The sequence below is a fragment of the Enhygromyxa salina genome (genome assembly GCF_002994635.1).
Lineage (GTDB): Bacteria > Myxococcota_A > Polyangia > Nannocystales > Nannocystaceae > Plesiocystis > Plesiocystis salina_B.
In genome coordinates, this window is the sequence record NZ_PVNL01000041.1 from 158,408 (window position 1) to 181,448 (window position 23,041).

The 23,041-nt window shown below is 67.2% G+C and carries 21 protein-coding genes; 14 read left to right on the top strand and 7 right to left on the bottom strand.

Annotated features, from left to right (window positions below):
* Positions 1-9: 9 nt before the first annotated feature.
* The gene (locus ENSA7_RS09150) at positions 10-1,512 is read left to right on the top strand and encodes a peptide MFS transporter (protein WP_106088837.1); all 1,503 of its coding nucleotides are present in this window, start codon (positions 10-12) and stop codon (positions 1,510-1,512) included.
* Here the strand turns inward: ENSA7_RS09150 and ENSA7_RS09155 are convergent, their stop codons facing one another.
* A complete protein-coding gene (locus tag ENSA7_RS09155) occupies positions 1,513-2,361 on the bottom strand; it encodes an alpha/beta fold hydrolase (RefSeq protein ID WP_106088838.1) in 849 nt (282 codons plus the stop codon).
* A 38-nt stretch (positions 2,362-2,399) separates the two neighbouring features.
* Between ENSA7_RS09155 and ENSA7_RS09160 the strand changes: the two genes are divergently transcribed.
* Positions 2,400-2,774: a hypothetical protein gene (locus ENSA7_RS09160; RefSeq protein ID WP_106088839.1), complete on the top strand. Its 375-nt coding sequence runs from the start codon at positions 2,400-2,402 to the stop codon at positions 2,772-2,774.
* Positions 2,775-2,844: 70 nt separating this feature from the next.
* Here the strand turns inward: ENSA7_RS09160 and ENSA7_RS09165 are convergent, their stop codons facing one another.
* Positions 2,845-3,969 carry an amidinotransferase gene (locus tag ENSA7_RS09165; protein WP_106088840.1) on the bottom strand — a complete coding sequence of 375 codons (1,125 nt, stop codon included), beginning with the start codon at positions 3,967-3,969 and terminating at the stop codon, positions 2,845-2,847.
* A 45-nt stretch (positions 3,970-4,014) separates the two neighbouring features.
* Here ENSA7_RS09165 and ENSA7_RS43410 point away from each other — a divergent pair, with 45 nt between their 5' ends.
* The 6 genes from ENSA7_RS43410 (at position 4,015) to ENSA7_RS09190 (ending at position 11,566) form a co-directional block, all read left to right on the top strand.
* Entirely contained in the window at positions 4,015-4,164 is a 150-nt protein-coding gene (locus ENSA7_RS43410; RefSeq protein ID WP_181233524.1) for a hypothetical protein, read from the top strand.
* Positions 4,165-4,325: 161 nt separating this feature from the next.
* A complete protein-coding gene (locus ENSA7_RS09170; protein ID WP_146157504.1) occupies positions 4,326-5,084 on the top strand; it encodes a DUF2306 domain-containing protein in 759 nt (252 codons plus the stop codon).
* Positions 5,071-6,144 (top strand): sensor histidine kinase, encoded by a 1,074-nt coding sequence (locus tag ENSA7_RS09175; RefSeq protein ID WP_181233525.1) that lies wholly within the window; start codon positions 5,071-5,073, stop codon positions 6,142-6,144. Before ENSA7_RS09170 ends, ENSA7_RS09175 begins: the two co-directional genes overlap by 14 nt.
* Positions 6,141-6,911, top strand: a complete 771-nt coding sequence (locus ENSA7_RS09180) for a LytR/AlgR family response regulator transcription factor (protein ID WP_106088843.1) — start codon at positions 6,141-6,143, stop codon at positions 6,909-6,911. Before ENSA7_RS09175 ends, ENSA7_RS09180 begins: the two co-directional genes overlap by 4 nt.
* Positions 6,912-7,111: 200 nt before the next feature.
* Complete coding sequence (locus ENSA7_RS09185; protein ID WP_106088844.1) at positions 7,112-9,544, top strand: aminotransferase class I/II-fold pyridoxal phosphate-dependent enzyme; 2,433 nt, start codon at positions 7,112-7,114, stop codon at positions 9,542-9,544.
* Positions 9,545-9,547: 3 nt separating this feature from the next.
* The gene (locus ENSA7_RS09190) at positions 9,548-11,566 is read left to right on the top strand and encodes an AMP-binding protein (RefSeq protein WP_106088845.1); all 2,019 of its coding nucleotides are present in this window, start codon (positions 9,548-9,550) and stop codon (positions 11,564-11,566) included.
* A gap of 80 nt (positions 11,567-11,646) precedes the next feature.
* Here the strand turns inward: ENSA7_RS09190 and ENSA7_RS09195 are convergent, their stop codons facing one another.
* A complete protein-coding gene (locus tag ENSA7_RS09195) occupies positions 11,647-12,132 on the bottom strand; it encodes a hypothetical protein (protein WP_106088846.1) in 486 nt (161 codons plus the stop codon).
* A gap of 414 nt (positions 12,133-12,546) precedes the next feature.
* On the opposite strand from ENSA7_RS09195, the gene ENSA7_RS09200 reads away from it, so the two are divergent.
* Positions 12,547-13,056, top strand: coding sequence for a hypothetical protein (locus ENSA7_RS09200; protein ID WP_146157505.1), 510 nt, complete (start codon positions 12,547-12,549; stop codon positions 13,054-13,056).
* Between the two features lie 216 nt (positions 13,057-13,272).
* Positions 13,273-14,070, top strand: a complete 798-nt coding sequence (locus tag ENSA7_RS09205; RefSeq protein WP_219907933.1) for a DUF4386 domain-containing protein — start codon at positions 13,273-13,275, stop codon at positions 14,068-14,070.
* Between the two features lie 57 nt (positions 14,071-14,127).
* Here ENSA7_RS09205 and ENSA7_RS43415 read toward each other — a convergent pair whose 3' ends face one another.
* Complete coding sequence (locus tag ENSA7_RS43415) at positions 14,128-15,633, bottom strand: hypothetical protein (protein WP_181233527.1); 1,506 nt, start codon at positions 15,631-15,633, stop codon at positions 14,128-14,130.
* A 276-nt stretch (positions 15,634-15,909) separates the two neighbouring features.
* Positions 15,910-16,299 carry a VOC family protein gene (locus ENSA7_RS09215; RefSeq protein WP_106088848.1) on the bottom strand — a complete coding sequence of 130 codons (390 nt, stop codon included), beginning with the start codon at positions 16,297-16,299 and terminating at the stop codon, positions 15,910-15,912.
* A 67-nt stretch (positions 16,300-16,366) separates the two neighbouring features.
* On the opposite strand from ENSA7_RS09215, the gene ENSA7_RS09220 reads away from it, so the two are divergent.
* Entirely contained in the window at positions 16,367-17,131 is a 765-nt protein-coding gene (locus ENSA7_RS09220) for a TetR/AcrR family transcriptional regulator (protein WP_219907934.1), read from the top strand.
* A 71-nt stretch (positions 17,132-17,202) separates the two neighbouring features.
* Here the strand turns inward: ENSA7_RS09220 and ENSA7_RS09225 are convergent, their stop codons facing one another.
* A complete protein-coding gene (locus ENSA7_RS09225; RefSeq protein ID WP_106088849.1) occupies positions 17,203-18,351 on the bottom strand; it encodes an amidohydrolase family protein in 1,149 nt (382 codons plus the stop codon).
* Positions 18,339-19,208: a hypothetical protein gene (locus tag ENSA7_RS43420; protein ID WP_181233529.1), complete on the bottom strand. Its 870-nt coding sequence runs from the start codon at positions 19,206-19,208 to the stop codon at positions 18,339-18,341. Before ENSA7_RS43420 ends, ENSA7_RS09225 begins: the two co-directional genes overlap by 13 nt.
* Before the next feature lie 632 nt (positions 19,209-19,840).
* Here ENSA7_RS43420 and ENSA7_RS42165 point away from each other — a divergent pair.
* The 3 genes from ENSA7_RS42165 to ENSA7_RS09245 all read left to right on the top strand — a co-directional run bounded on the left by ENSA7_RS42165 (position 19,841) and on the right by ENSA7_RS09245 (position 23,036).
* Positions 19,841-20,119 carry a hypothetical protein gene (locus ENSA7_RS42165; RefSeq protein WP_146157506.1) on the top strand — a complete coding sequence of 93 codons (279 nt, stop codon included), beginning with the start codon at positions 19,841-19,843 and terminating at the stop codon, positions 20,117-20,119.
* Positions 20,120-20,129: 10 nt separating this feature from the next.
* Positions 20,130-21,029, top strand: a complete 900-nt coding sequence (locus ENSA7_RS09240; RefSeq protein WP_106088850.1) for a c-type cytochrome — start codon at positions 20,130-20,132, stop codon at positions 21,027-21,029.
* A 162-nt stretch (positions 21,030-21,191) separates the two neighbouring features.
* Positions 21,192-23,036 (top strand): OmpA family protein, encoded by a 1,845-nt coding sequence (locus ENSA7_RS09245; RefSeq protein WP_106088851.1) that lies wholly within the window; start codon positions 21,192-21,194, stop codon positions 23,034-23,036.
* Positions 23,037-23,041 lie beyond the last annotated feature (5 nt).

The window sequence follows — 23,041 nt, forward strand, 5'->3', positions numbered from 1 at the left end:
AGTTCGCCGATGACGTCCGAGCCCTCGGCTGTGGATCCCCGACTCGCCGCGCTCCGCGACTTCAAGGGCAGGTATCCGCGCCAGCTCTGGTGGCTGTTCCTGTCCGAGATGTGGGAGCGGTTTTGCTTCTACGGCATGCGCGGGGTGCTGACCGTGTTCATGATCCAGCAGCTGGCGCTGACCAAGGCCGACGCCAACCTGCAGTACGGCGCGATCCAGGCGTTCGTGTACGCGATGACCTTTGTCGGTGGGTTCTTCGCCGACAAGATCCTGGGCTTTCGCAAGTCGATCACCTGGGGCGGGCTGCTCATGATCGTGGGCAGCTTCACGGTCGCCGCGGCGCCGCGCGAGCTGTTCTATATCGGCACCAGCATCTCGATCGTCGGCACCGGGTTCTTCAAGCCCAACATCTCCGGGATCGTCGGTCTGCTCTACAACGACGGCGACCCGCGTCGCGACGCCGGCTTTGGGTTGTTCTACTCGGGGATCAACGTTGGCGCCGCGCTCGGGGGCTTCTTGTGCGTGTATCTGGGCAAGGCGTACGGCTGGGAGTGGGCGTTCATCAGCGCGGGCCTGGCGATGACCGCTGGCGTGCTGATCTTTGGGCTCACCGCCAAGTCGCTCGGCCCGCTCGGCTTCTCGCCGCTGGTCCCCGAGGGCGCGGTCGCAAGCCCCTCGGCCCGCAACAAGATCCTGGCCGTCTACTTGGGCTCGCTGCTGTCGGTCCCGCTGATCCTGCTGCTCGTCAGCAACAGCGAGTACACGGACTACTTCATGTACACGGTCGGGCCGGCCGCGCTGCTGTACTTTCTCTACGACATGCGCGGGTGTACCCGCGTCGAGGTGGAGAAGCTCATGGCCGCGCTGGTGTTCATCGTGTTCTCGGTGTTCTTCTGGGCGTTCTTCGAGCAGAGCGGCGGCTCGCTGGCGATCGTCGCCGAGTACCACGTCCAATCAACCGAGGTGCTGGGCGCCAGGGTCGACGCGATCGAGGTCAACAACACCGCGAACTCGATCTTCGTGATTGTGCTGAGCCCGCTGCTGGGGCTGCTGTGGCTGTGGATGAAGAAGACCGAGCCCAACACCGTGGTGAAATTTGGGCTGGGGTTCTTCTTTCTCGGTGGCGGGTTCTACCTGTTCCACAGCTTGATCTACTACGCCGACTCCGACGGGATCTCGTCGCTGGCGCTGTTCAGCCTGGCGTGGCTGGTCACGACGGTCGGCGAGCTGTGCCTGTCGCCGATCGGGCTGTCGGCGATGACTCGGCTGTCGCCCAAGCGGATGTTTGGGATCATCATGGGGCTGTGGTTCCTGGCCAGCGCGTATGGTCAATATCTGGCGGGCTTGCTCGGCGCGGGCATGGCCAGCGTCTCCGACGACGCGCCCGCGATCGAGCGGTTGCAGGGCTACACAAACGGATACCAGCAGCTGACTCTGTATGCGATGATCTGCGGGGCGGTGCTGATCGCCATCTCACCGTTCGTGCGCAAGCTGATGCACGACGAAAAATAATTAGTGCTGATCGCCGGTCGCCGTGATCAGGAACTCGCTGAGCAGGCGCGCGACCTCGTCGGGCTGGTCCTCTTGCAGGAAGTGGCCACAATTGGGGATCGCGGTGATCTCCGCGTGGGGCAGCAGCTCGCCGACCTTGGCCATGGTCGTTGCGACGTCGGGCAAGATCCGATCTTTCTCGCCGTAGATCATGCGAACCGGAATGTTGGCGAAGCTCGGCAGGGTCTCGACGATGAAGCGCATGCCACCCGGACCGAGCCCCTGGCCCGTGCGCAGCAACGCCTTTCCAGCGGCCCATTCAACGAAGGGATCGCCATACATGCGGGCGACCTCGTCGGTGATCCGCTCGCGGTTGACCACGCCCAGTCGCATCGACGCCGCGATACCGGCCGGGCTCGCCAGGAACCGACGGACACCGGGGGCATAGGTTGCCGCCACGAACGCCACGACCGCCCACGAAGGCTTGGGGAACACCAGCGTGTTGAGCAGCGCGAGCGCGTCGATCCGCTCGGGGTGACGGCAAGCCCAGTACAGCCCGACCGGCCCGCCCAGATCGTGGACGACCAGGCTCAGGCGCTCCACGCCGATCGCCGCCAGGAACCCCTCGATTGCGGCCTCGAAGAAGCGAAACCCATAGCGCTGGTCCAGCGGCTTGTCCGAGCGCCCAAACCCCGGCAGATCGAGGGCGATCGCCCGGTGGGTCTGGCCGACGACCGGCAAGATGTTCCGCCACAGCTGCGCGCTGGTCGGCCAGCCGTGCACGAATAGCACCACGGGGCCCTCGCCAGCCTCGAGCCAGTGAAGGTCGAGGTTCGCGGCGCGGATCCGGTGACTGGACAGCGGGGGCACCGGTCAACACTACACGAAGAGCGTGCGACACTCCCCGGATGTTCGCGGATCTCGAGACCAAGGGCGCGCGCAAGGCCGTGTGGTTCACGCTCGGCGGCGCGATGCTGATGGTTGCGTGCTACTGGGGCCTTCGCTACTTCGTGCACGCCGCTGCCGGGGCCGTCGACGTTGGCGCTCGCTCGAGCGGGGATGCGATCGGCCATGCTGGCGCTCCGCTGGCGCTCGGGCTGACGCTTGGGATGGTGCTGTTTTACATGGGCGCGGTGCGGCTGGTCGTTGGGCCGAAGATCGATGCGATCGAGTTCAAGCGGCTGACCGCGGCGGGGTTGGTCTATGCGCTGGGGTTTGCGGTTTGCGTGGGCTTGGTTGGGTGGTTGGTGGTTGGCTTCTTCGGGCTCGACCCGTTTGGGTGAGCGGGCCAAGTACGAGAAGAAGCCTGGTCTGGCCGGTCCCATCGCCGTGTTCTCCGAGCCGGGTACGCGGTCAGAAATACGACCGCAAGTCGCCGCGTCGCCGCACGTCCAGCGTGGCGCAGTGGAACGCCCCGCCAAACGGCAGATAGTCCGCAAACCCGCACGGGATCGGCTTGAACCCGTGGGCCTCGAGCATCCTGATCAGCGGCAGCTGATTCTCTTCGACGATGACGCGCTGCTCGTCGAGCATCAGGACGTTCAAGCTGATCCAGGCGCTGGTCATCGAGGCGAGCTTGAACAGCAGCCCCGGTGGGGGCACCGGCCGCGGCGCGACCAGGATGTCCCAGGAATCGAACATCGCAGGGAGCTTCGTCACATCGAGATAGTCCGGGTTGACCAGAAGCTTGCCCGGCGCGAGCGGCATGAAGCTGGAGTCGATGTGCATGGGCGTGCGACAGCGGAACTCCAGGGTGTGGACCCGGTAGCGGTCGCCGAGGTGTCGCTGCAGCCACTGAATCCCCGAAAGATTCGTCACATTCGAGCGCATCGCGAAGATGTCCCGACCGCAGCGGATGAAGTCTGCCGCATCAAAGACGGGCTCGAATTCCGTCAGCAGGTAGCGCATCGGCTCGCCGACGGCGGGCGGCGTGTAGTCGGGGTCGAACAGCGCGTCGCTCAGCTGTGGCTTGGGCGCCGAGCTCCAGCGAGCGCCCTGAGCGAAGTACTCCTTGAACAGCGGGCGATAGGCGTAGCCTTCAAAGAAGCGTGAGCGCCAGGCCATCGGGGTCTCGATGATCTCATCGCCGATCACGATGAAGCCGTCCCGGGGGCAGGCGGTGCAGAACCCACGGTTGCTCCAGTGGTGATTCCCGATCTCGACGGATCCATCGAGAGTATCTGGACGGCGAACCCTCACACCTTCGGCCTCGAGGATGCCGATGAAGGCCTGGAGCTGCCGCTGGGCCCGACGGACCAGCGCCCGCGGGTAGCGGCGCCCGGCCACGAGGCCGAGCAGCTTTGCGCTGGTGCTTGGCAGGGTGAACGTCACGGAGGGATGCGCGGGCGGGATCGTGGCGCCCTCCAACCGGCCCACGATGACCTCTTCTAGCGGATCCCAGCCGTTGTGAGAGTTGACCGGGCAGCCAGCGGCCGCTTGGGATGTCTGTGTCGATTGTGTGCTGTCCACTCTGCGCATTCTCAGCAGTATAAGCTGCCCGGCGGCGACCCGCCGAAGCCGTGGATGCCGCGGACGATGGTGCCCGACTGGACCTGGGTCGCAGCGGGCGTCGACGACCACTTCCGGACCAAGCTCGGCGCCGCGCTGAAGCTCGTCGACGACCAGGGCTCGGAGACCTCTTACGGCGGCAACGACAACCCGGCCGATGGTTGAGGGGGTCGCTGTCTGACGCGCTGGTGCTGCTCGGGCGCGGACGCGCCGAGAAGCCTGACCGTTCGTCGGCTCTGCGCGACCGTTCGTCGGTCGATGCTCCCGTTCATCGGAGCGCGCGAGCGAGCCGGCGTGGGCGGCCCACAATCGTGGTCGAGGTCACCATGAAGCTCGTCTACGACATCAACCTGTTCATCCACGCCGCCGCCGGCCTGCTCTCGCTGGTGGTGCTCGCCATCCCGCTCGTCGCCAAGAAGGGCGGCCAGCTGCATCGCCGCGCGGGCTGGGTGTTCACGATCGCCATGGCCGTGGTCGCGCTCACTGGGCTGGGCCTGGCGCTGGCCTGGGCGCTGGTGCCCCTCCAGGTCAAGCCGCTCGACGCCGACGCGAGCGCCGAGCGGATCGCCGCGGCCACGCGCAGCTTGCGGGCCTTCGGGCTGTTCTTTGCGACGATCGGGCTGATGTCCGGCGCGGCGGTCTGGCACGGGATCTCGGCGATCCGGATCAACAAGGCCCAGACCGCGCGGGCCACCTTCGTGATCATCGATCACCTCGCGTGGGCGCTGCTCGGGCTGTTCGGGTTGGCCTTGCTGCTGCTCGGCCTCCGCGTGTCGATGCCCTTGTTCTCGCTGTTCGGCGCGCTCGCGCTGTTCAACGCGGTCTCCGACGCGCGCTTCTTGCTGCGCCCGCCGAACCGCAAGAGCGCCTGGCTGATCCGTCACTTGCAGGCGATGCTCGGCGGCGCGACCGTGGCGATCACGGCGTTCGCGGTGTTGGTGCTGCGTCGCTACCTGGATCCGAGCGGCGGGTTCCAGCTCGCGTTTTGGCTGGTGCCGGTCGCGTTCGGGACCTTTGGCACGATCGCGTGGACCCGCATCTGGCAGCGTCGTCTCGGTTATGGTCGGCCCAGTGCCACAACCTGAGTTATCCAAGCTGATCCGCGCGCTGCTCATCGAGCTGCGCGACTCGTGGTGGATCTACGCGGTGGTGCCGGTGGTGTTGACGGTGCTGAGTTTGCGCGGCTGGGGAGCGAACGAGCAGCTGGCGACGGTGTTCTTGGTCAACCTGTGCGCGACGGTGGGCATCGGCGTGAGCACGCAGTCGATGTTCGTGCTCGCGCAGCGACGGGCGTGGACGCTGCCCTACGGCCTGCACAACCCGGTGCTGGTGCTGCTTGGCGTCGCGATCGGGACCGAGCTGACGCTGCTGATCTTGAGCAGCTTCGCGAGCTTCGACGCGCCGAGCATGCGTCGGGGGCTCTGGGTGATCGGCGGGGTCGCGGCTGCCGTGCTGGCGACGGTCGGCATCACCCTCGATCGACTGCGCGACCACGCCCGCAAGATCGAGCTGCGCGAGGAGCAAGCCTTGCGACAGGCGATGCAGGCCAAGCTCGACGCGCTGTCGAGCCGCATGAACCCGCACTTCTTGTTCAACAGCCTCAACACGGTGGCCGCGCTGATCGAAGAGGATCCCGCTGCAGCGGTGCAGGCGATCGAGCGGCTGTCGCAGCTGCTTCGCTACACGCTCGAGCGCAGCGATGATCGGCTGGTCCCGCTGCGCGACGAGCTGCACTGCGTGCGCGAGTACCTCGAGCTCGAGCGCGCCCGGTTTGGTGATCGTCTGTGTGTGCAGCTCGAGCTCGCGCCGGAGCTCGAGGAGCTCGCCCCGGGGTTCGAGGTGCCGCCGCTGGTCATCCAGCCCCTGGTCGAGAACGCGATCCAGCACGGCGTCGCGCTCAGCCGCACCCCCGTCACGATCTCGCTGATCGTGCGGAGCGAGCTCCAGGCCGTGCGAGTGGTGGTCCGCGACGACGGCCCCGGTGCTGCGCTCGCTCGCTCGCGCGCGGGCACGGGCACGGCTCACCGCACCCTGGCCGAGCGCCTGCGCCTGCTCTACGGCGAGGCCGCGCGCTTCGAGGCTGGGCCGCTCGCCGAGGGTGGCTACGAGGCGACGATCACCATCCCGCAGGGGGTGACGTCATGAGGGTCGTGCGGGCGCTGGTCGTCGACGACGAGGCTCCCGCCCGGCGCCGCCTGATTCGAATGCTCGAGCGCGTTGATGGGGTCGAGGTCAGCGGACAGGCGGCCGACGGGATCGAGGCGCTCGAGCGCATCACCGCCGACGCGCCCGACCTGGTGTTCCTCGACATTCAGATGCCTGCGCTCGACGGCCTCGCGCTGGCGCGCTCGACCTCGCTGCCGCCCTTCGTGTTCGTCACTGCTCACGACGAGCACGCGCTCGCGGCCTTCGAGGTCGGCGCGGCGGACTATCTGCTCAAGCCGGTCAGCCAGGCCCGCCTGCTCGAGACGATCGAGCGGGTTCGGGTGCGGCTGCTGGCCCGCGCGGACCAGGCCGCGCGGGCGGCCGAGCACGCCGAGCTGCACGCGACCTTGGCCCGCCTGGTCGGGCGCGCCTCGGTCGAGCCCACGCCGCGAGTCAGCGCCCGCGACGGCTCGAGCGTGCGCCTGTTCGAAGCCAGCGAGATCGGTCGCTTCTACGCCTCGGACAAGTACACGCTGTTCGTGCACGGCAACCACGAGCAGGTGCTCGACGAGAGCCTCAGCGAGCTCGAGCTGCGCCTGGGCGACAGCGGGTTCATGCGCGTGCATCGATCCGAGCTCGTCAACCTCCAGTGGGTGCGGGCGCTTCATGGTGACAGCCACGGCGCGTGGTTGGAGCTGCGCGACGGCCAGCGAGCGACCGTCAGTCGGCGGATGCTCGGCGCGCTCAAGCGACGGCTGGGGGTCTGACTGGATCTGGTGGGTGTTGCTGCGAACAAGACTGATACGCGAAGTACCGTTCAGTACTTCGTGAGCTGTCGGCGACGGATCTCGACTGACGCCGACAGCCGCCGACGATCCCGGACAGTCCGTGGCACCGTCCTTCACGACCCAATATACCGATCCACGCTGGCTCGCCACGTGCACAACGGCCCCTCGAGCCAGCGGCCATGAAGGACAACAAGATCGCCACCATCTCCCGAGTCATGCGTGACGCCAGCGCGCGCGACCTGGTCCACCACACCATCGAAGACGAGCGCCTCGACGGCCGCACGATCCGCTGCGGCGACCGGACCCTGCTCAACTTCGGGACCTGCAACTACCTGGCTCTCGAACACCACGAGGCCCTCGCGGCCGGGGTCCGCGACGCGCTCGAGCGCTACGGGACCCAGTTCTCGTCGTCGCGCGCGTTCACCTCGATTCCGCTCTACGACGAGCTCGAGGACGCGCTGGCGGAGATCTTCGCCAAGCCGGTCATCGTCACGCCGTCCACGACCCTCGGCCACCTCGCGGCCCTGCCCACGATCGTCGGTGAGAAGGACGCGGTGATCATCGATCTGCAGGTCCACAACTCGGTTCAGACGGCGGTGCAGCTGCTCAAGGCCGATGGGGTCCACGTCGAGGTCATCCGTCACAACTCGATGACCGCGCTCGAGCGCAAGCTCGACGCCTACAAGGGCAAGTACGACAAGGTCTGGTACCTCGCCGACGGCGTGTACTCGATCTTCGGCGACTCGGCGCCGCTCGCCGAGCTCGAGCGCCTGCTCGATCGCCACCCGCACTTTCACCTCTACATCGACGACGCCCATGGCATGGGCTGGACCGGCGACAAGGGCTGCGGCTGGGTCCGCGGCCGCATGGCCCATCACGAGCGCATGGTCCTCGCGGTCTCGCTCAACAAGTCGTTCGCGGCGGCCGGCGGCGCGCTGGTCCTGCCCAATGAGGCGATGGCCCGGCAGATCCGCGACTGCGGGGGGCCAATGACCTTCAGCGGCCCAATCCAACCGCCGATGTTGGGCGCGGCGCTGGCCTCGGCGCGGCTCCACGCGAGCCCGGAGATCCGCGAGCATCAGGCCCGCCTCGCCGAGCTGATCGCGTTCGCCAACCGCAGCGCGCAGGCGCTGGGCGTGCCGCAGTACGAGGTCGCGGACACGCCCGTGTTCTTCGTGCCCCTCGGGCTGCCGACCGCGACCTTCAAGATGGTCGAGCGGCTCAAGGCCGACGGCTTCTACACCCACGGCGGCAGCTTCCCGGCCACGCCCATGAAGCAGTCGGGCCTGCGCTTCATGCTCAACGCCCACCAGCGCGAGGCCGACGTGCTCCGCCTGTTCCAGCGGATCCGCTACCACTACCCGATGATCATGGCCGAGGAGGGCACGAGCGGACCCGAGGTCGCGCGCCACTTCGGCATCGCGGCGTTTACGGTCGAGGCGAGCGCGCCCCTGACCGTGGTCTCGCCCAGCACCGAGCGGCTCGAGGTCGAGCTCGTGCGCAGCGTCGACGAGCTCGATGGCGAAGAGTGGGATCGCCTGTTCGCGGGAGCGGGCAACCTCGGCGTTGGCTCGCTGCGATCGATGGAGCGGGTGTTCGCCGACGCCAACGATGCCCGCGAGCGCGCCGACTTCTACTACTGCATCGTGCGCGACGGTGACGGCCACCCGGTCCTGGCGACCGTGTTCACCCACGCGCTGATGAAGGACGACCTGTTCGCGCCCGCGGGGGTCTCGGAGCAGATCGAGGCCCGACGCGCCGCTGATCCCCTGTACCTGACCTCGCCGACGATCAGCCTTGGCGCGCCGATCACCCGCGGCCGCCACCTGGTCCTCGATCGTGCTCACCCGGCCTGGGCCGAGGCCCTGCGCCTGCTCGTGCGCGAGCTCGAGGACGCGATGCAGACCCACGGCGCGACCCAGATGCTCCTGCGCGACTTCGTGGGCGACGAAGACGAGGAGCTCAGCGCGACGCTCTACGAGCTCGGGTTCACGCCCGCTTCGGTGCCCGCGGTCTCGCGCGTCGAGGGACTCGACTGGGCCGACCGCGACGCGTACATGCGCCGGCTGAGCTCGCGCTATCGCAGTGATCTGCGCCGCGAGGTCCTGCGCTTCGAGGATCAGCTCGAGGTCGTGACCTCGCCGCCGCGCTCGGCCGCCGAGCTGCGCGCGTGCTACCGGCTCTACCTCGAGGTGTTCGAGCGCTCGCTCGAGATGAACGTGTTCCCGCTGCCCTATCGCTTCTTCGCCGAGATCTGCGCCAACCCCAGCTACGACTTCATTCGCTTGTATCGCCGGGAGGACCTCGCCGAAGACCCCGGCGCCGCGCCGATCGCCGTGATGTTCAGCAGCTTCGACGCGGCCCAGTACAACGCCCTGATCGTCGGCCTCGACTACCGCTACGTCCGCCCGCTCAACACCTACAAGCAGATCCTGTTTCAGACCGTGATGCGTGCCCGCGCGCTCGGCTGCGCCTCGCTCGACCTCGCGTTCACGGCCAGCGCGGTCAAGAAAAAAGTCGGCGGCGTGGCCAGCTCGGCCCGGGTCTACATGCAGATCCTCGATCACTTCAACCTGTCGGTCATCGACTCGATCGCACGAAAGGCTGGGTGAGACATGGCCCCGAACAACCTCGTCGATATCCTGCGCAGCCACGCCCAAGCACGGCCCGAAGCCCTCGCCTACACCTTCTTGCGCGACGGCGAGACGATCGGCGAGCAGCTCAGCTTCGCCGATCTCGACACCCGCGCGCGGGCCCTGGGCGCGACCCTCCAGCACCTGACCAGCCCCGGCGATCGTGCGCTGCTGCTCTATCAGGCCGGCCTGGACTTCGTCGTCGCGTTCTTGGCCTGCCAGTACGCCGGGGTCGTGGCCGTGCCCTCGCCGCCACCGAACATGAACCGAGCCGCGGCGACGATCACTCGGCTGGCGGGCATCGTCGCCAGCGCGGAGCCGGCGATCGTGCTGACGACCGCGGCCCAGCTGCCCGCCCTGCGCAGCGCGACCCGGGGTCAGGCCGCCTACGCGGGACTGATCTGGCAGGCGAGCGACCGCGTTGATCTTGGCCGCGCCGCGGTCTGGACCCCACCCACGCTGGGGGCCGACGAGCTCTCGTTCTTGCAGTACACCTCGGGCTCGACCTCGGCGCCCAAGGGCGTGATGGTCAGCCACCACAACATCATCAGCAACCTCGCGATGTTGCGCGAGACGATGGGGTCCGCAAAACGGTGCAACATGGTCAGCTGGTTGCCGGTGTTTCACGACATGGGCCTGATCGGGATGGTGCTCTACGGGCTCTACGCGGGCACCGAGACCCGGCTGATGTCGCCGCTGTCGTTTCTCAAGCGACCGATGAGGTGGCTGCGGGCGATCGCCGACCACGGCGACGTGATCAGCGGCGGGCCCAACTTTGCGTTCGACGCGGTCCTGCGCCGGGTCACCGACGCCGACAAGCAGGGCCTGGATCTCAGCCGCTGGCAGAGCGCGTTTTGTGGAGCCGAGACCGTGCGTGTCCAGACGATGGCGCGCTTCTACGAGACCTTCGCCGAGTGCGGCCTCCGGCGCGAGGCGCTGCTGCCGTGCTACGGACTGGCCGAGGCGACCCTGGTCGTCAGCGGGCGGACCCCCGGGCGCAGCTACCAGATCCAGGACTGCGACAAGACCAAGCTCGAGCAGGGCGTGGCCCAAGATCCGGGCGAGGGGGTCGACGCGCACAGCGTGGTCTCGTGCGGCTCGACCAAGCTCGACCAGGACATTGCGATCGTCGATCCCGAGCGCCGACGCGCTCGGGCCGAGGGCGAGGTCGGCGAGATCTGGGTCCGCGGGGACAACGTCGCGCGCGGATACTGGGGCGAGCCCGAGCGCACGGCCGAGACCTTCGCGGCGACGACCCTCGACGGCGACGGCCCGTTCCTGCGCACAGGCGACCTCGGGTTCTCGATCGCCGGCGAGCTGTTCGTGACCGGCCGGATCAAGGAGCTGATCCTGGTCCGCGGACGCTGCATCTACCCGCAGGACCTCGAGCTCATGGTCGACTCGATGGCCGACGAGTTCCCCGAGATCGTCGCCAACCAAAACGTCGCGTTCGCGCTGCCCGACGCACAGCAAGAGCGCAGCGGGCTGATCGTGAAGGTCGCCCGGCGCAACAACCCGGCCTACGACGCCGAGCGCCTGGTCGAGGCGATCCAGGCCCGCGCGCTGGCCGAGTTCGAGCTCAGCTTTGGGGAGATCGCGCTGGTCCGATCGAGCGTGCCCAAGACCTCGAGCGGCAAGAAAATGCGCACAGCCTGCGCGGCCCAGATGAAGGCCGGGCTCGAGGACCTCGCGCTCGAGCACCGCTGGCGCCGGGGCCAGCCGAAGCTCGTGTCGGAGTCTCCTTCCAGCGCGCGCTCCGATGAGACGCATACCCAGGCCCAGCTGGCCGAGCTCGTGGTCGAGTGGATCGCCCGCGAGGAACAGCTCGACGTTGCGTCGATCTCGACCCGTCAGCCGTTCACCGAGCTCGGGCTCGACTCCTTCGTGGCCGTGTCGATGATCGAGTTCCTCGAGCGGGAGCTCGGGACCACGATCAGCTCCACGATATTCGAGGATCACCGCACGATCGACGAGCTCACGAAACACCTGAGCTCGCGCTGATCGAGGGAGAGTAGATCATGATCTTCGAGAGCACGATCTGCGCGCCTACGCGGCGCATCGATCAATCAATTGCTGTGCGCTCAGTCGGCCTTTGGCACGAAGGCCACATTGACCACGACCAGGTCCTCTTTCCAATCCTGCTGGCCGCCTTTGCGGTGGGCGACCTCGGTGCCGCTAATCCGCAGGTCGAACGGAAACGAATCGTCGGTGACCAATGTCGAGTCGAAGGTCTCTGTGACCGTGTGTCCGTCGATGACGTGCACGTGGGTGAAGTGGTCGATCACATCCACGATGGGGATTTGGCCCATTTGCTCGGAAGCGAGCCGGACGGCCTCGCTGCCCTGCGCCAGGGTGGGTGCCTCTCCCGGGGTAAACGAGATCTGATCGACGTCGGCCGAGAAGAACTCCTCCCAGATCTCGGGTAGGGTGAAGGTTCCGTTGAGGATGTGCTCGTCTTGCAGGGCCCGAAATGACCGCCAATCCTCGACGGTGGATTCGCACTTGTGAACGGGACCGGATTCGACGTAGGCACAATTGCTGGTCACCGTGGCTTCGACGGGGACCATGGGGCCACCCGTCCATCCGAGGGTAGCCCAGACGAGAGACAGCGTCAGATTTAGTAGATACATCGTGAATCCTCCAGGAAGTGATTAGCTTGGGCGGACGACCGCATCGAGTCAAGCAAGTTAATCGCGCACAGCGGGCCGAGGTAGCCACACTGAGCGCGCAACCGACGTGCGCCGCGACCTCGAGTTCCCGAAGGGCAGCGAATTCGCGCGGTGCCCTCGGCGTTTTCGAACAGCGCGACTAGCTCGGCTCACGCGCGGTGCGCCCGTTGGGGAGCCGAATCTCCCCGTATTGTCCTGGACGACCCGCGCGGTCGGTTGCGACTTCACGGTCCTACAATAGCAGCGAGCGCGGTCAGGCGGCGAAGCACGCCCGTGGGTGCGCGCGCATGGCCCCGTTGGTACCGTCGAGCCATGCGCTTGTCCGCCCCTCTCAGGTCCGCGTTCATCTCGTTATGTGTGCTGCCCAGCGTCGGGTTGGGCTGCGGCAAAGACGCTGCGATCGGTGCGGACCGAGGCGAGAGCGGGACCGAGAGCGCCGGAGATTCGGACACGAGCTCGGCGGAGAGCGGTGACGATCCGATCGACACGAGCGACGACGAGGGCAACTTTGTCCCGATGGAGACGGACACGGAGACCGGCGAGCCGCCGGAGCCCCTGACCTGCCAAGAAATGCTCGACTGCGTGTTCGAGTGCCTTGGCGACCTCGGCCTCGAGTGTCTGCAAGCTTGCGGCGAGGGCTTCGATCCCGTCGAGGCTCAAAAGGCTGGTGCGCTCGTCACCTGCATCGGACAGGTCTGCATCGAGAAGGAGCAGTGCACGTTCTCGGACTTCACCGCGGAGGAGTGCATCGGCTGCATTGGGCTTGGGCTGTTTTTGCCCGAGCCGCCGGGGTGTGAAGAGCAAGCTCTGGCCTGCGAGTAGGGGCGCCCCCGCGCCCGGATCTCGAGGTGCTGGTGCCGCCCGCTGACAGCGATTGATCAAGAGCGCCACTCGGCAGGGTGCTCTGAGTCGGGTCGACGAGGAGTTTCTCGGCCTGCTCGAGCATGGTCCATGCATTTTTGCATGCGGTGCGTGCGTCATTGGCTGTTTATGCATGCGTTTACGTAGCGATACAACCATGGCGAAAGGACCGACCCGATGCTCGACCGCTCACCTCGCCCCATCGCTCTCGCCCGCCAGGCGGGTGCTCTGTACCTGATCATCATCGTCGCCGGGATCGGTGGCGCTGCCCTCGTCCGCGGCCCGCTGCTCGTCCCGGACGACCCGGCCCTCACCGCCGCCAACCTCGTGGCCCACGAGCTGCCGTTTCGTCTGAGCATCCTCGCGGACGTGGTCATGGCTCTCGCCGACGTGGCGTTGGGCGTGCTGATGTACGTGCTGCTCCGCCCCGCGGGCAGCACCTTGTCGCTGATGGCGATGGCCTTCCGCCTCGCCCAGGCTGCGGCGATCGGGGTGAACTTGCTGAACCTGCACGTGGCGGTGACCCTCGCCGGGCAGGGAGCCTTTGCGGATCCGCAGGGCCAGGCGCTCGCCTCCGCCTTCTTCGAGGCGCACGGAGCGGGCTACGACCTCAGCCTGTTCTTCTTCGGCGTCAACTGTCTGCTCGTGGGGGCCCTGATCGCGCGCTCCGGTTTCCTGCCTCGGGCGCTCGGCATCGGTGTGGGTGTCGCCGGGCTCGTGTACCTCGGCGGCAGCACCGTGCACGTGGTCGCTCCGCAATTCGTGGACGCTGTGGCGCCGCTGTACGGGATCCCCGTGCTCGCCGAGCTCGCCCTGTGCGGCTGGCTGCTCGTGCGTGGGCTCGATGCGCGCCAGTGGCACGCTGCAGCCTCAATGGTACGCGGTGCGTTACCTCCGGCGGCATCCCGGTCTGCGAGGCCCAGGTCAGCGAGCGGCGGATCTGCCGGCAGCTCTCGAGTGAGGAGCGGGAGCTAGTCGCGATCATCGTTGCCCGTCCAAGAGGTGAGACACGCAAGCGTGATCGAGCGCCGCTCATGGCTCGAGGCTGACGACGACGAGATCGAACGGGTCCTGGGCCTGCACCGGCCCAAACCCAAAGTCGACGGCGAACGAGTTGATCGAGAACGGAAACGCCACGCGTCCATCGAGACCCACGGCGACTCGGTAGGCCAGCTCATTGGTCGTCGCGCCGAACATCCGGCTGTAGAGGTGATTGCCCGCCTCGTCGAACCTGGCCACGAACACGTCGATGCCCGAGCCGTTGCTGGCCAGCGGCCCACCGCCAAAATCGACGACGCCGGGTGGCTGCGGGAGCTCGCTGTGACCGCTGTTCGAACCGAGCACGACGATGTGCCCGCAGGGATCGATGGCGAGGTCGGACGCGCGCTGCGGCCAATTGTCGCCGTAGCGGTTGCTCCACAGCGATTGCCCGGCCCCATCAAATTTGGCGACGAACACGTCCACGCTGCCGGCCCCGACCAGCGGGCCGCTGCCAAAGTCGACGGTGCCGTCGAGCGCCCCGGCGATCACGATGTCACCAAGAGGATCGAAGGCCACGCCATAGGCCGTCTGGTCGGCGCCGTCTCCAAACTGCTGCGACCACAGCGGGTCGCCCTGCGCGTCGAACCTGGCCAGAAAGATGTCGCTGTTGCCGGCGCTGACCAGCGGTCCGTCGCCAAGGTCGAGCTGCTCGGCGAAGTAGCCGGCGATCACGATCTCGCCATCAGCGTCGACATCCAAGCTCAGCAGCCTCTGATCCCCGGACGTCCCGAACCGCCGATCCCACAAGGGTTGCCCGTCGCTCGCGAAGCGACCCACATAGATGTCGGTGTCGCCAGCGGAGGCGTGCGGGCCCAGACCCATGTCGACGTCGCCCCAAAACCACCCGCCGTAGGTCAGCTCGCCCGAGGGCGCGACCGCGACGGTGGGCTGGCTGACCGAGCCGGACGTGGGCTGACGCCACCACAGCTCGCTGCCGTCCGGTGCGAGCCGCATCAGACCGAAGTTGCCCGCGATCAACAAGTCGTCGTTGTCGGCGCTGGCCATCGTCACGCGGCTAAACAACAAGGGGGAGATGTCTTGTGACCACAGCATGGTGCCGTCGACATCGAACGCGTGGACCTCGAGTTTGTAGACATTGCCGCCCACGGAGACGGTTCCGGCCGTGTAGACCCGACCCGCGCTGTCGATCGTGATGCCCTGTTGCTGCTCACTACCGGGCGCCGCGACGTGGGTAGCATAGGCCACGTCGCCCTGACTCTCGCCGATCTCGCACAGCAGCGGATCGCCGTCGCCGTCGCCGTCGCCGTCGCCATCGCCGTCGCCGTCGCCATCGCCATCGCCGTCGCCGTCGCCGTCGCCGTCGCCATCGCCATCGCCGTCGCCGTCGCCATCGCCATCGCCGTCGCCGTCGCCATCGCCATCGCCATCGCCATCGCCGTCGCCATCGCCGTCGCCGTCGCCATCGCCATCGCCATCGCCATCGCCGTCGCCGCTCGTGTCGCTGTCGCCATCGCCGTCGGTCGACTCCGCGGCCATAGTCGGGCCGTCATCGGAGGTGCAACCGGCATCAGACGCGAGCACGCCTACGCAAGTGAGGCCGACCAGAGCGTGGACGGGCGATCGAGTCATCAAGCTCCTCATCGCGCTCACTCTACGTCGTATGACGGGGTATTTGGCCCACTGCTCACATGAAAATTGGCGACCCAGCAACCTGGCCGGTCCGTTGCCCTGCGCACCACAAATACACCCCGATGTCTCTCCCATGTCCAATCACACGCAGGGCAGGCCGCGGCGTAGGCGGGGATGACTCAATCACCCCGGCGCATCAAACCACTGGACCAACTGCACGAGGATGCCATTCGGGTCGCGGACTTGAAAGTAGCGCTCGCCCCACGACTCCGTCTCGATGGGCGTCACGATCGGCACGCCGGCGCTGCGCAAGCGCTCGTACTCCTCGTCGATCGCGTCGACCACGAACGCGATCAGGAGGCCGCCGGAGACCGCGGCCGCGTGCGAGGCTGGCTTGAAGCTCGGCAGGCCCACCCGCAAAAAGATGAGGTTGAATCCGGCGTCCTCGCGGGCGAGCGAGACGAACCCGTCGGCCTCCATGGCCACCGCGAAGCCGAAGTGTTTGATCAGGAAGGCGGCGGAGGCTCGCGGATCCGCGACGTTGAGGGAGAGGGCCGAATTGGTGATACGCATGAGGTTGGCCCGTAACTCTGTACGGTGTACGGTGTCGTGTCAACAGAAATGTTGGATGATGTCGCCCGTGGCCGGCAAGCGCGACCCGAGCACCGAGGCGGTCCGGACCTTGCGCTCGCTATGGCGAGCGACGCCGAGCGTCCGTCCTGGGCCCACCTCCGCCCTCAGCCTCGATGCGCTCGTGACCACGGCCATTGCGATCGCCGACACCGAGGGCTTGGCCAAGCTGAGCATTCGTCGGGTCGCCACCGAGCTCGGAATCTCGCCGATGTCCGTGTACACCCATGTGGCGACCAAGGCCGAGCTGCTCGAGCTGATGACCGACACGGCCCACGGTGAGCTGGCAGACCCTGGGCCGGTGGCCGAGCGCTGGCAGGATCGGATCGCCGAGATCGCGCGGACCAACCTCGACCTCCTGATTCGGCACCCATGGCTGGTCGAGCAGCCGCCCGGGCGTCCGCCGCTGGGACCGGGCACGACCGGCAAGTACGAGCGCGAGCTCACCGCGCTCGATGGTCTGGGCCTCGACGACATCACCCTCGATGCTGCGCTCAGCTTCGTCCTCGGCTTCGTCCGCGGGGCGGCCCGGGACCGAATTGCGGCCCAGAACACCGTCGCGGACAGCGAGACCGACGAGCAGTGGTGGGCTGCCCGAGCGGCGACGCTCGCCGAGCTGATGCCGGCCGAGGACTACCCCCTCGCCGTGCGGGTCGGGTCGGCGGCCGGGGCCGCTCAGGATGCCGCCTGGGACCCGCTCGCAGCGTTCGAGTTCGGTCTTGCCCGGGTCATCGACGGGCTCGCGCCGCTGCTCGATCAACACGGCGATCGCTGAGGCTCGGTGTTCGGGCGCTCGGCGCAGCCAGCATGAGCCCAGAACAGCGCAAGGTAGAAGTCGCGCGGAGTCTACGGCCGATGACTACGTCGCCCTGCCCCTGCGGGGGGTAACCCGCTGTCTTTGGCATCGGCGGGCTCGAGGCAGGCGCCTAGCCAGCTGCGCGCGTTGCCAGCGAGGACTGACTCGAGCAGCTCGGGTGCGAGCGCGAGGCCGCGATACTCCGCGGTCGTGAGCATCGCCGGCCCTGCACCGTCGCGCAGGAACTCGAACCGCTCGGCCGCGAGCAGGCCGAGGTTGGCGTCGATCTGCCTTCGCCACCGGCTCAGCGAGGCGTCTTTTTGGGTCCCGGCGGAGACCAGAGTCACGAGATCCGAGCCATACAAGAACCGCTGCGGCTGCGCGGTGATCAGCGCCCGCAGCCGCTCGCGCTCGCGCTCGAGGTTGGTGAACCCGTCGACCCCCGGTCGGCCCTCACCGTGGCTGGTGTCGACCCGCAGGCGGGGGTGCTTGGCCAACAGCCGCTCGAGCCGATCGAGATCCGTCCGGCTCCCGCAAAGATGCGGGCAGACCAGCTCGAGGTTTGGGTATGCGCGCAGGAGTGCGTCGAATTCGTCCTCGTAGCGCACGGTGTTGACGTGCAGCAAGACCGGGACCGCACGCTGCTCGAGCAGCGCGAAGCTCGGGGCATAGGCCGGATCATCGAGGGGTCGCGGGTGGAGGCTGTGGTGGCCGATGTAGAGCTTGACCCCGCACGCACCACGATCGAACCAGCCCTCGAGCTCCTCGGCCTCGACCTGCGCCGGGTCGACGCTCACGAAGGGCAGCAGGCGGTCGCGGTGCGCTCGAGTCTGCTCGAGCAGGCGCTCGTTTGCCGCCCGCCAGCCCGCGAATTTGTCGGGCCCCGGAGGCGGCGGAAAGTCGGGGTCGAGGTGCGGGGAGGCCAGCACCACGGCCGCGCTGATCTGGTGACGATCGAGGGTTGCGAGCAGCTCGTCGACGTGTCCTCCGACGAGGTGAACATGCACGTCGATCGGCTCGGGGCGCTCGGGCTTGGGTCGAGCGGCTGGCTCGGCGGCCGGGTTCTCGCCGTCGTTCCCACTCCGAGGCGCGGGTGTCTCCCGCGCTGCTCGTGTGGGCTCGGGCCGGGGCGCCTCTCGCTGGCAGCTCGCGAGCAGCAGCGTCAGTACGACCGGCGCGACGCGCCTCAGCACTCGCATTCGTCTTCGGCGTTCAGCGCCCGGAGCTCGAAACTCAAGTAGTAGGGGTAGGACGCCTCGGGCGGCCCGAACACGTGTACGAGCAGCATCTGCTTGAATTGCGCACCCATGCCGCCAATGTCGACACGTCCATCCGTCCCCGTGCCTGTGCCGAGCAGCTCGAGGGTCTCGGCATTGAGGACCTCGATGGTCATCGTGTTCTCCGGTGCGTCGGGCAAGAACGGGCTATCGCAACTCTCCCCGCACAAGCTGCTGCCTTGCGCCCAGGCATCGAGGAACAACGTGTACGCCTCGAAGTCGTCGTTCTCCTCGAGCGTGAGGGCCGAGCCGTCGATGAGGTACCAGTCATCCTCCTGCGCGCACAAGAACGCGTCGATATCGACGCGGGCCGAGAAGTTGCCGTTGCTTTCCCAGGCGAGGTCGGTAGGTGCCTCGGGCAGGTCGTTGGGCTCGAACTCGTCGTTGTCCGGGCATTGGTTGGGATCCCCGTCGCCGTCGCCGTCCCCGTCGCCGGTGTCGCCGTCGCCGTCGCCGTCGCCGTCCCCGTCTCCGGTGTCGCCGTCCCCGTCTCCGGTGTCGCCGTCGCCGTCCCCAGTGTCGCCGTCGCCGTCCCCGGCGTCGCCGTCGCCGTCCCCGGTGTCGCCGTCGCCGTCGCCGTCGCCGTCCCCGGTGTCGCCGTCGCCGTCGCCGTCTCCGGTGTCACCGTCGCCGTCGCCAGTGTCTCCGTCTCCGGTGTCGCCGTCGCCGTCGCCGCTCTCGCTCCCGCTGGCACCCGTGTCCGAGCTGGGCGTGGGGACACACCCTCCGAGCATCAACGCAGACCCTACAAACGCGACAGCGATTTTTGAGCGAAGCATCGCCCCTGAGTATCACGTCTCGGTGGGATCACAGCTGTGGACCTGCAAACAACTGTGCCCGCGGGTGCTGGGCAGGGGGAGTTCGCGCGATCTAACCGAAACCCGCCGCTTGGCGAGGGGGGTCGCCCGCCAGGGCCGCGACTCCGAACTGATCCGCACTTCAGGCGGCGAACGAGGCTACGGCCTTGGCCTCATCGTTGAAGGTCTCGAACACGTTGATGAGCAGCGTGAGACACAAGAGCTCGTGGACTTTGGGAGAAACCGACAGCAGCTTGAGTTTCCCCCCCGCCAGTTGCTAGGATGAGGCAGCTCACAAGTTCTCCGATTCTGGAGGAGTCGATGTAGGTCACGTCCGCCATGTTGAGCAGGATATTCGAAGCGCCCGACTCGTGGGCATCTGCGACGGTCCGACGTAGGGTAATGTCGCCCTCTCCGATGGTGAGCTTGCCGCGCATGCCCAAGGATAGTGACGTTGCCGTTGGTTCGTATCTCAATTTTCATGACGGTCTCAGTGGGGAAGCGAACTTGCAGGATAACAGATGTACCTCCTTCGGGGCGGCGTGTCAGTAAAATATCGTCCATGAGAGTTCGCATGAGCCACAGGCCACGTCCATGCGGCTACGCCAGCATCGATGATCTCGAGCAAGCCGGGCGCTGGCTCGCCGAGCATTGTCGAACGGGCGCACAATATGCTGGTTGGTGCAGCGACGTGCGGCGGATTCAGCCGGCTTGGCCCCGTATCTATTGCATACACCAAGCAGCAAATGCTGGGGATGTCGGTGAGCAAGGTATGCGGCGTCGGCTTCAGGCTGGCGCTGACGGGCATGGTTTCGCTCGGGCTCAGTGGGTGCTATTGCGGAAGACAATGTGTCATGACCCAATTGACACTTGCTGTCGCAAATCTTCAATGAGGATCCAGCAATGAAAAAACTGCACGCACTCCTGGCATGCTCGCTCCTGGCCGCCTGCGCGGACGCGGACGACGAGATGGCCAACACCGATCCAAGCACCGAGCTGTCCGAGTACGACCTCGCACGGGGAGGTCGGCTGTTCGACAAGTGGTACGCTGACTCCAGCTTCGAAGGCATGTTCACCCCGGGCAGCGAGGGCGGCCCATTCGGCGACGGTACGCTCGCCGACGTAAACGGCGCGGCGTTCCCCAACGATGAGGGGCACGACTACCGGCTCAAGAACTTCTTCGGCTGGGATCTCCGGGGCACCGAGGGCATCTACGGCCCCGGCTACGCCGACAAGTCCTACGCGCTGTCGACTAACCTCCTGGCGCTACCCCGCTCGCACGCCGAGCTGGTCACGTGGTTCGAGGGCGGCGGCGACGGCCTTCCGGCCTACGGCGATGTTCTGCGCGCCGACCAGATCGACGACATGGCCGCCTTCGTCCTCGCCATGCGCACTGGCCAGTTGCCGCGCGCCTCCGAGATCTGGGCGCTGTCCGCCACGGCACCCAGCTCCTACACCCTGTTGCCGGGCGGCGACGTTCAGGCCGGTCACGCGGCCTACGCGAGCACCTGCGCCCAGTGCCACGGCGTGGACGGCACTGTGTATCTGTTCGACGACGGCGAGTACACGCTCGGAAGCTTCGCACGCCAAAAAGCGTACGAGGGCTGGTTCAAGCTGCTGGTCGGGCACCCCGGCAGCCTGATGGGTCCGCAGGTGCCCGACGGGCTGACCGCCGCGGAGCAGGCCGCGTGGATCCTCGACGTGTTCGCGGCGCTGTGTGACCGCGAGGTGTACCCGGCGACCGGGGCCTCGAAGGCGGACGTGGAAGACGGCGATCCGCGGTGCGGCAAGTATCTGCGTTGAATTCGCGGGCGGTCTTTGTGTCCACATAAGCGCGAACAGGAGTATCGCGCCCCCAATCAAGCTGGCGGATCGGCGACGACGCGCGTGGCAACTACGAACCGCGCGCGGCCTCGCACTCCGCGCGAGCGAACGCCGAGCTGACACACTGTACACTCGCCGCAGATGAAGCGACAGCCGATCATCCTTGGCTTGCTGCTCACCGTCGCGGTCGAGACAGGTTGCCACGGAGCCGCTGGACCTGCGCTGCCGAGCCCGCGCTACGCTCCGATCTTCGTGGACGGTCCGGTGCCGCTGCCTGGACAGGACTTTGGGATTCCACAGGTGACGGGGATCGACGGCGAGCCGCTCGTCGTCGCGTCGGTGCCCCCGGGGAGCGTAATGTCGTTCCCCCGTCCAGATGCACAGGTTCCCGAGAACATTCAGATCAAGCCTCACGCGGAAGCCGGCGCTGCAGCCCCAGACGCGCAGGTCTGGACGATCGAGCCGGTGTTGCTCCCGAGTCCGGCCGGCAACGTCATAGGATTCGAGGTCCCGCAGCTGCCCCAGGGGATCTACGATGCCTGGTATGTGGGCGGGCAGCCCGAGGGGTCCGGCCCCGTGCTGCTCAACCCCGCCGACGCGGAGGCCTCGCAGTGGACCAGCATAGAGATTCGGCCGCAGCTGCAACCGGCACAATCGGTCATTCACGCGCTCCCGAGCGTGGTCGTGAATGTTGAAATTGGTCTGCATGGACCCGTGCCCGACGGTCGGGTGATCCCGATTACGCTGAGCGGGTTCAACGGGTCCGTGCGGCTCGCAGCGGGTCAGCGCGCCGAGGCGAGCACCGGCTCGGACGGGCTCGCGCGATTCAGGGTCCGGGTGAAGCGGGACGCCGATGTCTACCTCGCGGCGACCGCTCCCGGGTTTGCGCCGACGGCGGTGCGGATCGTGGGTGGGACGGAGTACCCGCTGCGAGATCATCGACTGCGCCCGGGCGATGTGCTGTTGTGTCAGGGAAACACGGTTATCAGCCCGTGGATCCTGGCGGCGGAGCGCAGGCAGCTCGGCCAGCCCAATCCGCTCGGGCGGCCGTGGTACTCGCACGTCGCCCTGTATCTGGGCAATGACCAGACAGCGGAGATGCTCCGCGAGGGGTTGGTCACGCACACGCTCGCGGACACGATCGACGATTGCACGACCTTGGACGTGTATCGCCGCGATGGGATCACGCCCAAGCAGCAGGACCTGGTGGTCGAGCTGTCGAAGTACGGGCGCGTACCCTACTCGTGGGGGCAGCTCGCGGCGATCGGCAGCATCGCGGCCATCTCCAACGCTGACGAGGTCCGGCTCGACGGCTCGCAGTCGTGGTGGGAGCGCGTGGCGGGCAACCTTGGTGGCTGGGCGACGCGAACGTTCGTGACCTTCGTCGTTGGTGGCCGAGCCAAGATGATCTGCTCCGAGTTCGTCGCGTGGTCCTACCACGACAGTGGCGTGGGCCTCGATGTGGCGCCGTGGTCGGTGGTGGTCGACACGGGGCTGCTCAGCTCGCTCGAGGCTCGCATGGACTTCACGACGCCGAACATGATCGCCCAGAGCGAGGACCTGTCGTTTCAGTTTCAGCTGCACCCACACCTGCCGCCCCAGGTCGAGGTCGCTGACTGTCAGGTTCGCCTGGGTGAGAAGATCGAGTTTAGGACGGGCAGCGCGGTCATCGGTGAGGACGACGAAGACCTGTTGCTGGCGGTCGTGCGGGTGCTGGCCACGCAGCCCGAGATCGAGCTGCTGCGGGTCGAGGGCAACACGGACGACGTCGGCGGCGCTCAGCAAAATCTACGCTTGAGTCAGGCGCGCGCGGACGCGGTCGTGGACTGGCTGGTCGCGCACGGCGTGCTGGCGAGTCGGCTGTCGAGCGTTGGGCACGGCAGCTCACAGCCGCTGGTGCCCAACGACAGCGCGGGCCATCGCCACCAGAATCGGCGGGTCGAGTTTCACGTCGAGAGCCAGACCTGTCAGCCCGGTAGCCGTTGACCGCG

What these genes read in the sequence shown, in the direction of transcription:
- ENSA7_RS09150 (WP_106088837.1), top strand. Translation starts at nt 10, where the DNA reads ATGACGTCCGAGCCCTCGGCTGTGGATCCCCGACTCGCCGCGCTCCGC.
- ENSA7_RS09160 (WP_106088839.1), top strand. Translation starts at nt 2,400, where the DNA reads ATGTTCGCGGATCTCGAGACCAAGGGCGCGCGCAAGGCCGTGTGGTTC.
- ENSA7_RS09165 (WP_106088840.1), bottom strand. Translation starts at nt 3,969, where the DNA reads ATGCGCAGAGTGGACAGCACACAATCGACACAGACATCCCAAGCGGCC.
- ENSA7_RS43410 (WP_181233524.1), top strand. Translation starts at nt 4,015, where the DNA reads ATGCCGCGGACGATGGTGCCCGACTGGACCTGGGTCGCAGCGGGCGTC.
- ENSA7_RS09170 (WP_146157504.1), top strand. Translation starts at nt 4,326, where the DNA reads ATGAAGCTCGTCTACGACATCAACCTGTTCATCCACGCCGCCGCCGGC.
- ENSA7_RS09180 (WP_106088843.1), top strand. Translation starts at nt 6,141, where the DNA reads ATGAGGGTCGTGCGGGCGCTGGTCGTCGACGACGAGGCTCCCGCCCGG.
- ENSA7_RS09185 (WP_106088844.1), top strand. Translation starts at nt 7,112, where the DNA reads ATGAAGGACAACAAGATCGCCACCATCTCCCGAGTCATGCGTGACGCC.
- ENSA7_RS09190 (WP_106088845.1), top strand. Translation starts at nt 9,548, where the DNA reads ATGGCCCCGAACAACCTCGTCGATATCCTGCGCAGCCACGCCCAAGCA.
- ENSA7_RS09195 (WP_106088846.1), bottom strand. Translation starts at nt 12,132, where the DNA reads ATGGTCCCCGTCGAAGCCACGGTGACCAGCAATTGTGCCTACGTCGAA.
- ENSA7_RS09200 (WP_146157505.1), top strand. Translation starts at nt 12,547, where the DNA reads ATGCGCTTGTCCGCCCCTCTCAGGTCCGCGTTCATCTCGTTATGTGTG.
- ENSA7_RS09205 (WP_219907933.1), top strand. Translation starts at nt 13,273, where the DNA reads ATGCTCGACCGCTCACCTCGCCCCATCGCTCTCGCCCGCCAGGCGGGT.
- ENSA7_RS43415 (WP_181233527.1), bottom strand. Translation starts at nt 15,633, where the DNA reads ATGGCCGCGGAGTCGACCGACGGCGATGGCGACAGCGACACGAGCGGC.
- ENSA7_RS09215 (WP_106088848.1), bottom strand. Translation starts at nt 16,299, where the DNA reads ATGCGTATCACCAATTCGGCCCTCTCCCTCAACGTCGCGGATCCGCGA.
- ENSA7_RS09225 (WP_106088849.1), bottom strand. Translation starts at nt 18,351, where the DNA reads ATGCGAGTGCTGAGGCGCGTCGCGCCGGTCGTACTGACGCTGCTGCTC.
- ENSA7_RS43420 (WP_181233529.1), bottom strand. Translation starts at nt 19,208, where the DNA reads ATGCTTCGCTCAAAAATCGCTGTCGCGTTTGTAGGGTCTGCGTTGATG.
- ENSA7_RS42165 (WP_146157506.1), top strand. Translation starts at nt 19,841, where the DNA reads ATGATCTCGAGCAAGCCGGGCGCTGGCTCGCCGAGCATTGTCGAACGG.
- ENSA7_RS09240 (WP_106088850.1), top strand. Translation starts at nt 20,130, where the DNA reads ATGAAAAAACTGCACGCACTCCTGGCATGCTCGCTCCTGGCCGCCTGC.
- ENSA7_RS09245 (WP_106088851.1), top strand. Translation starts at nt 21,192, where the DNA reads ATGAAGCGACAGCCGATCATCCTTGGCTTGCTGCTCACCGTCGCGGTC.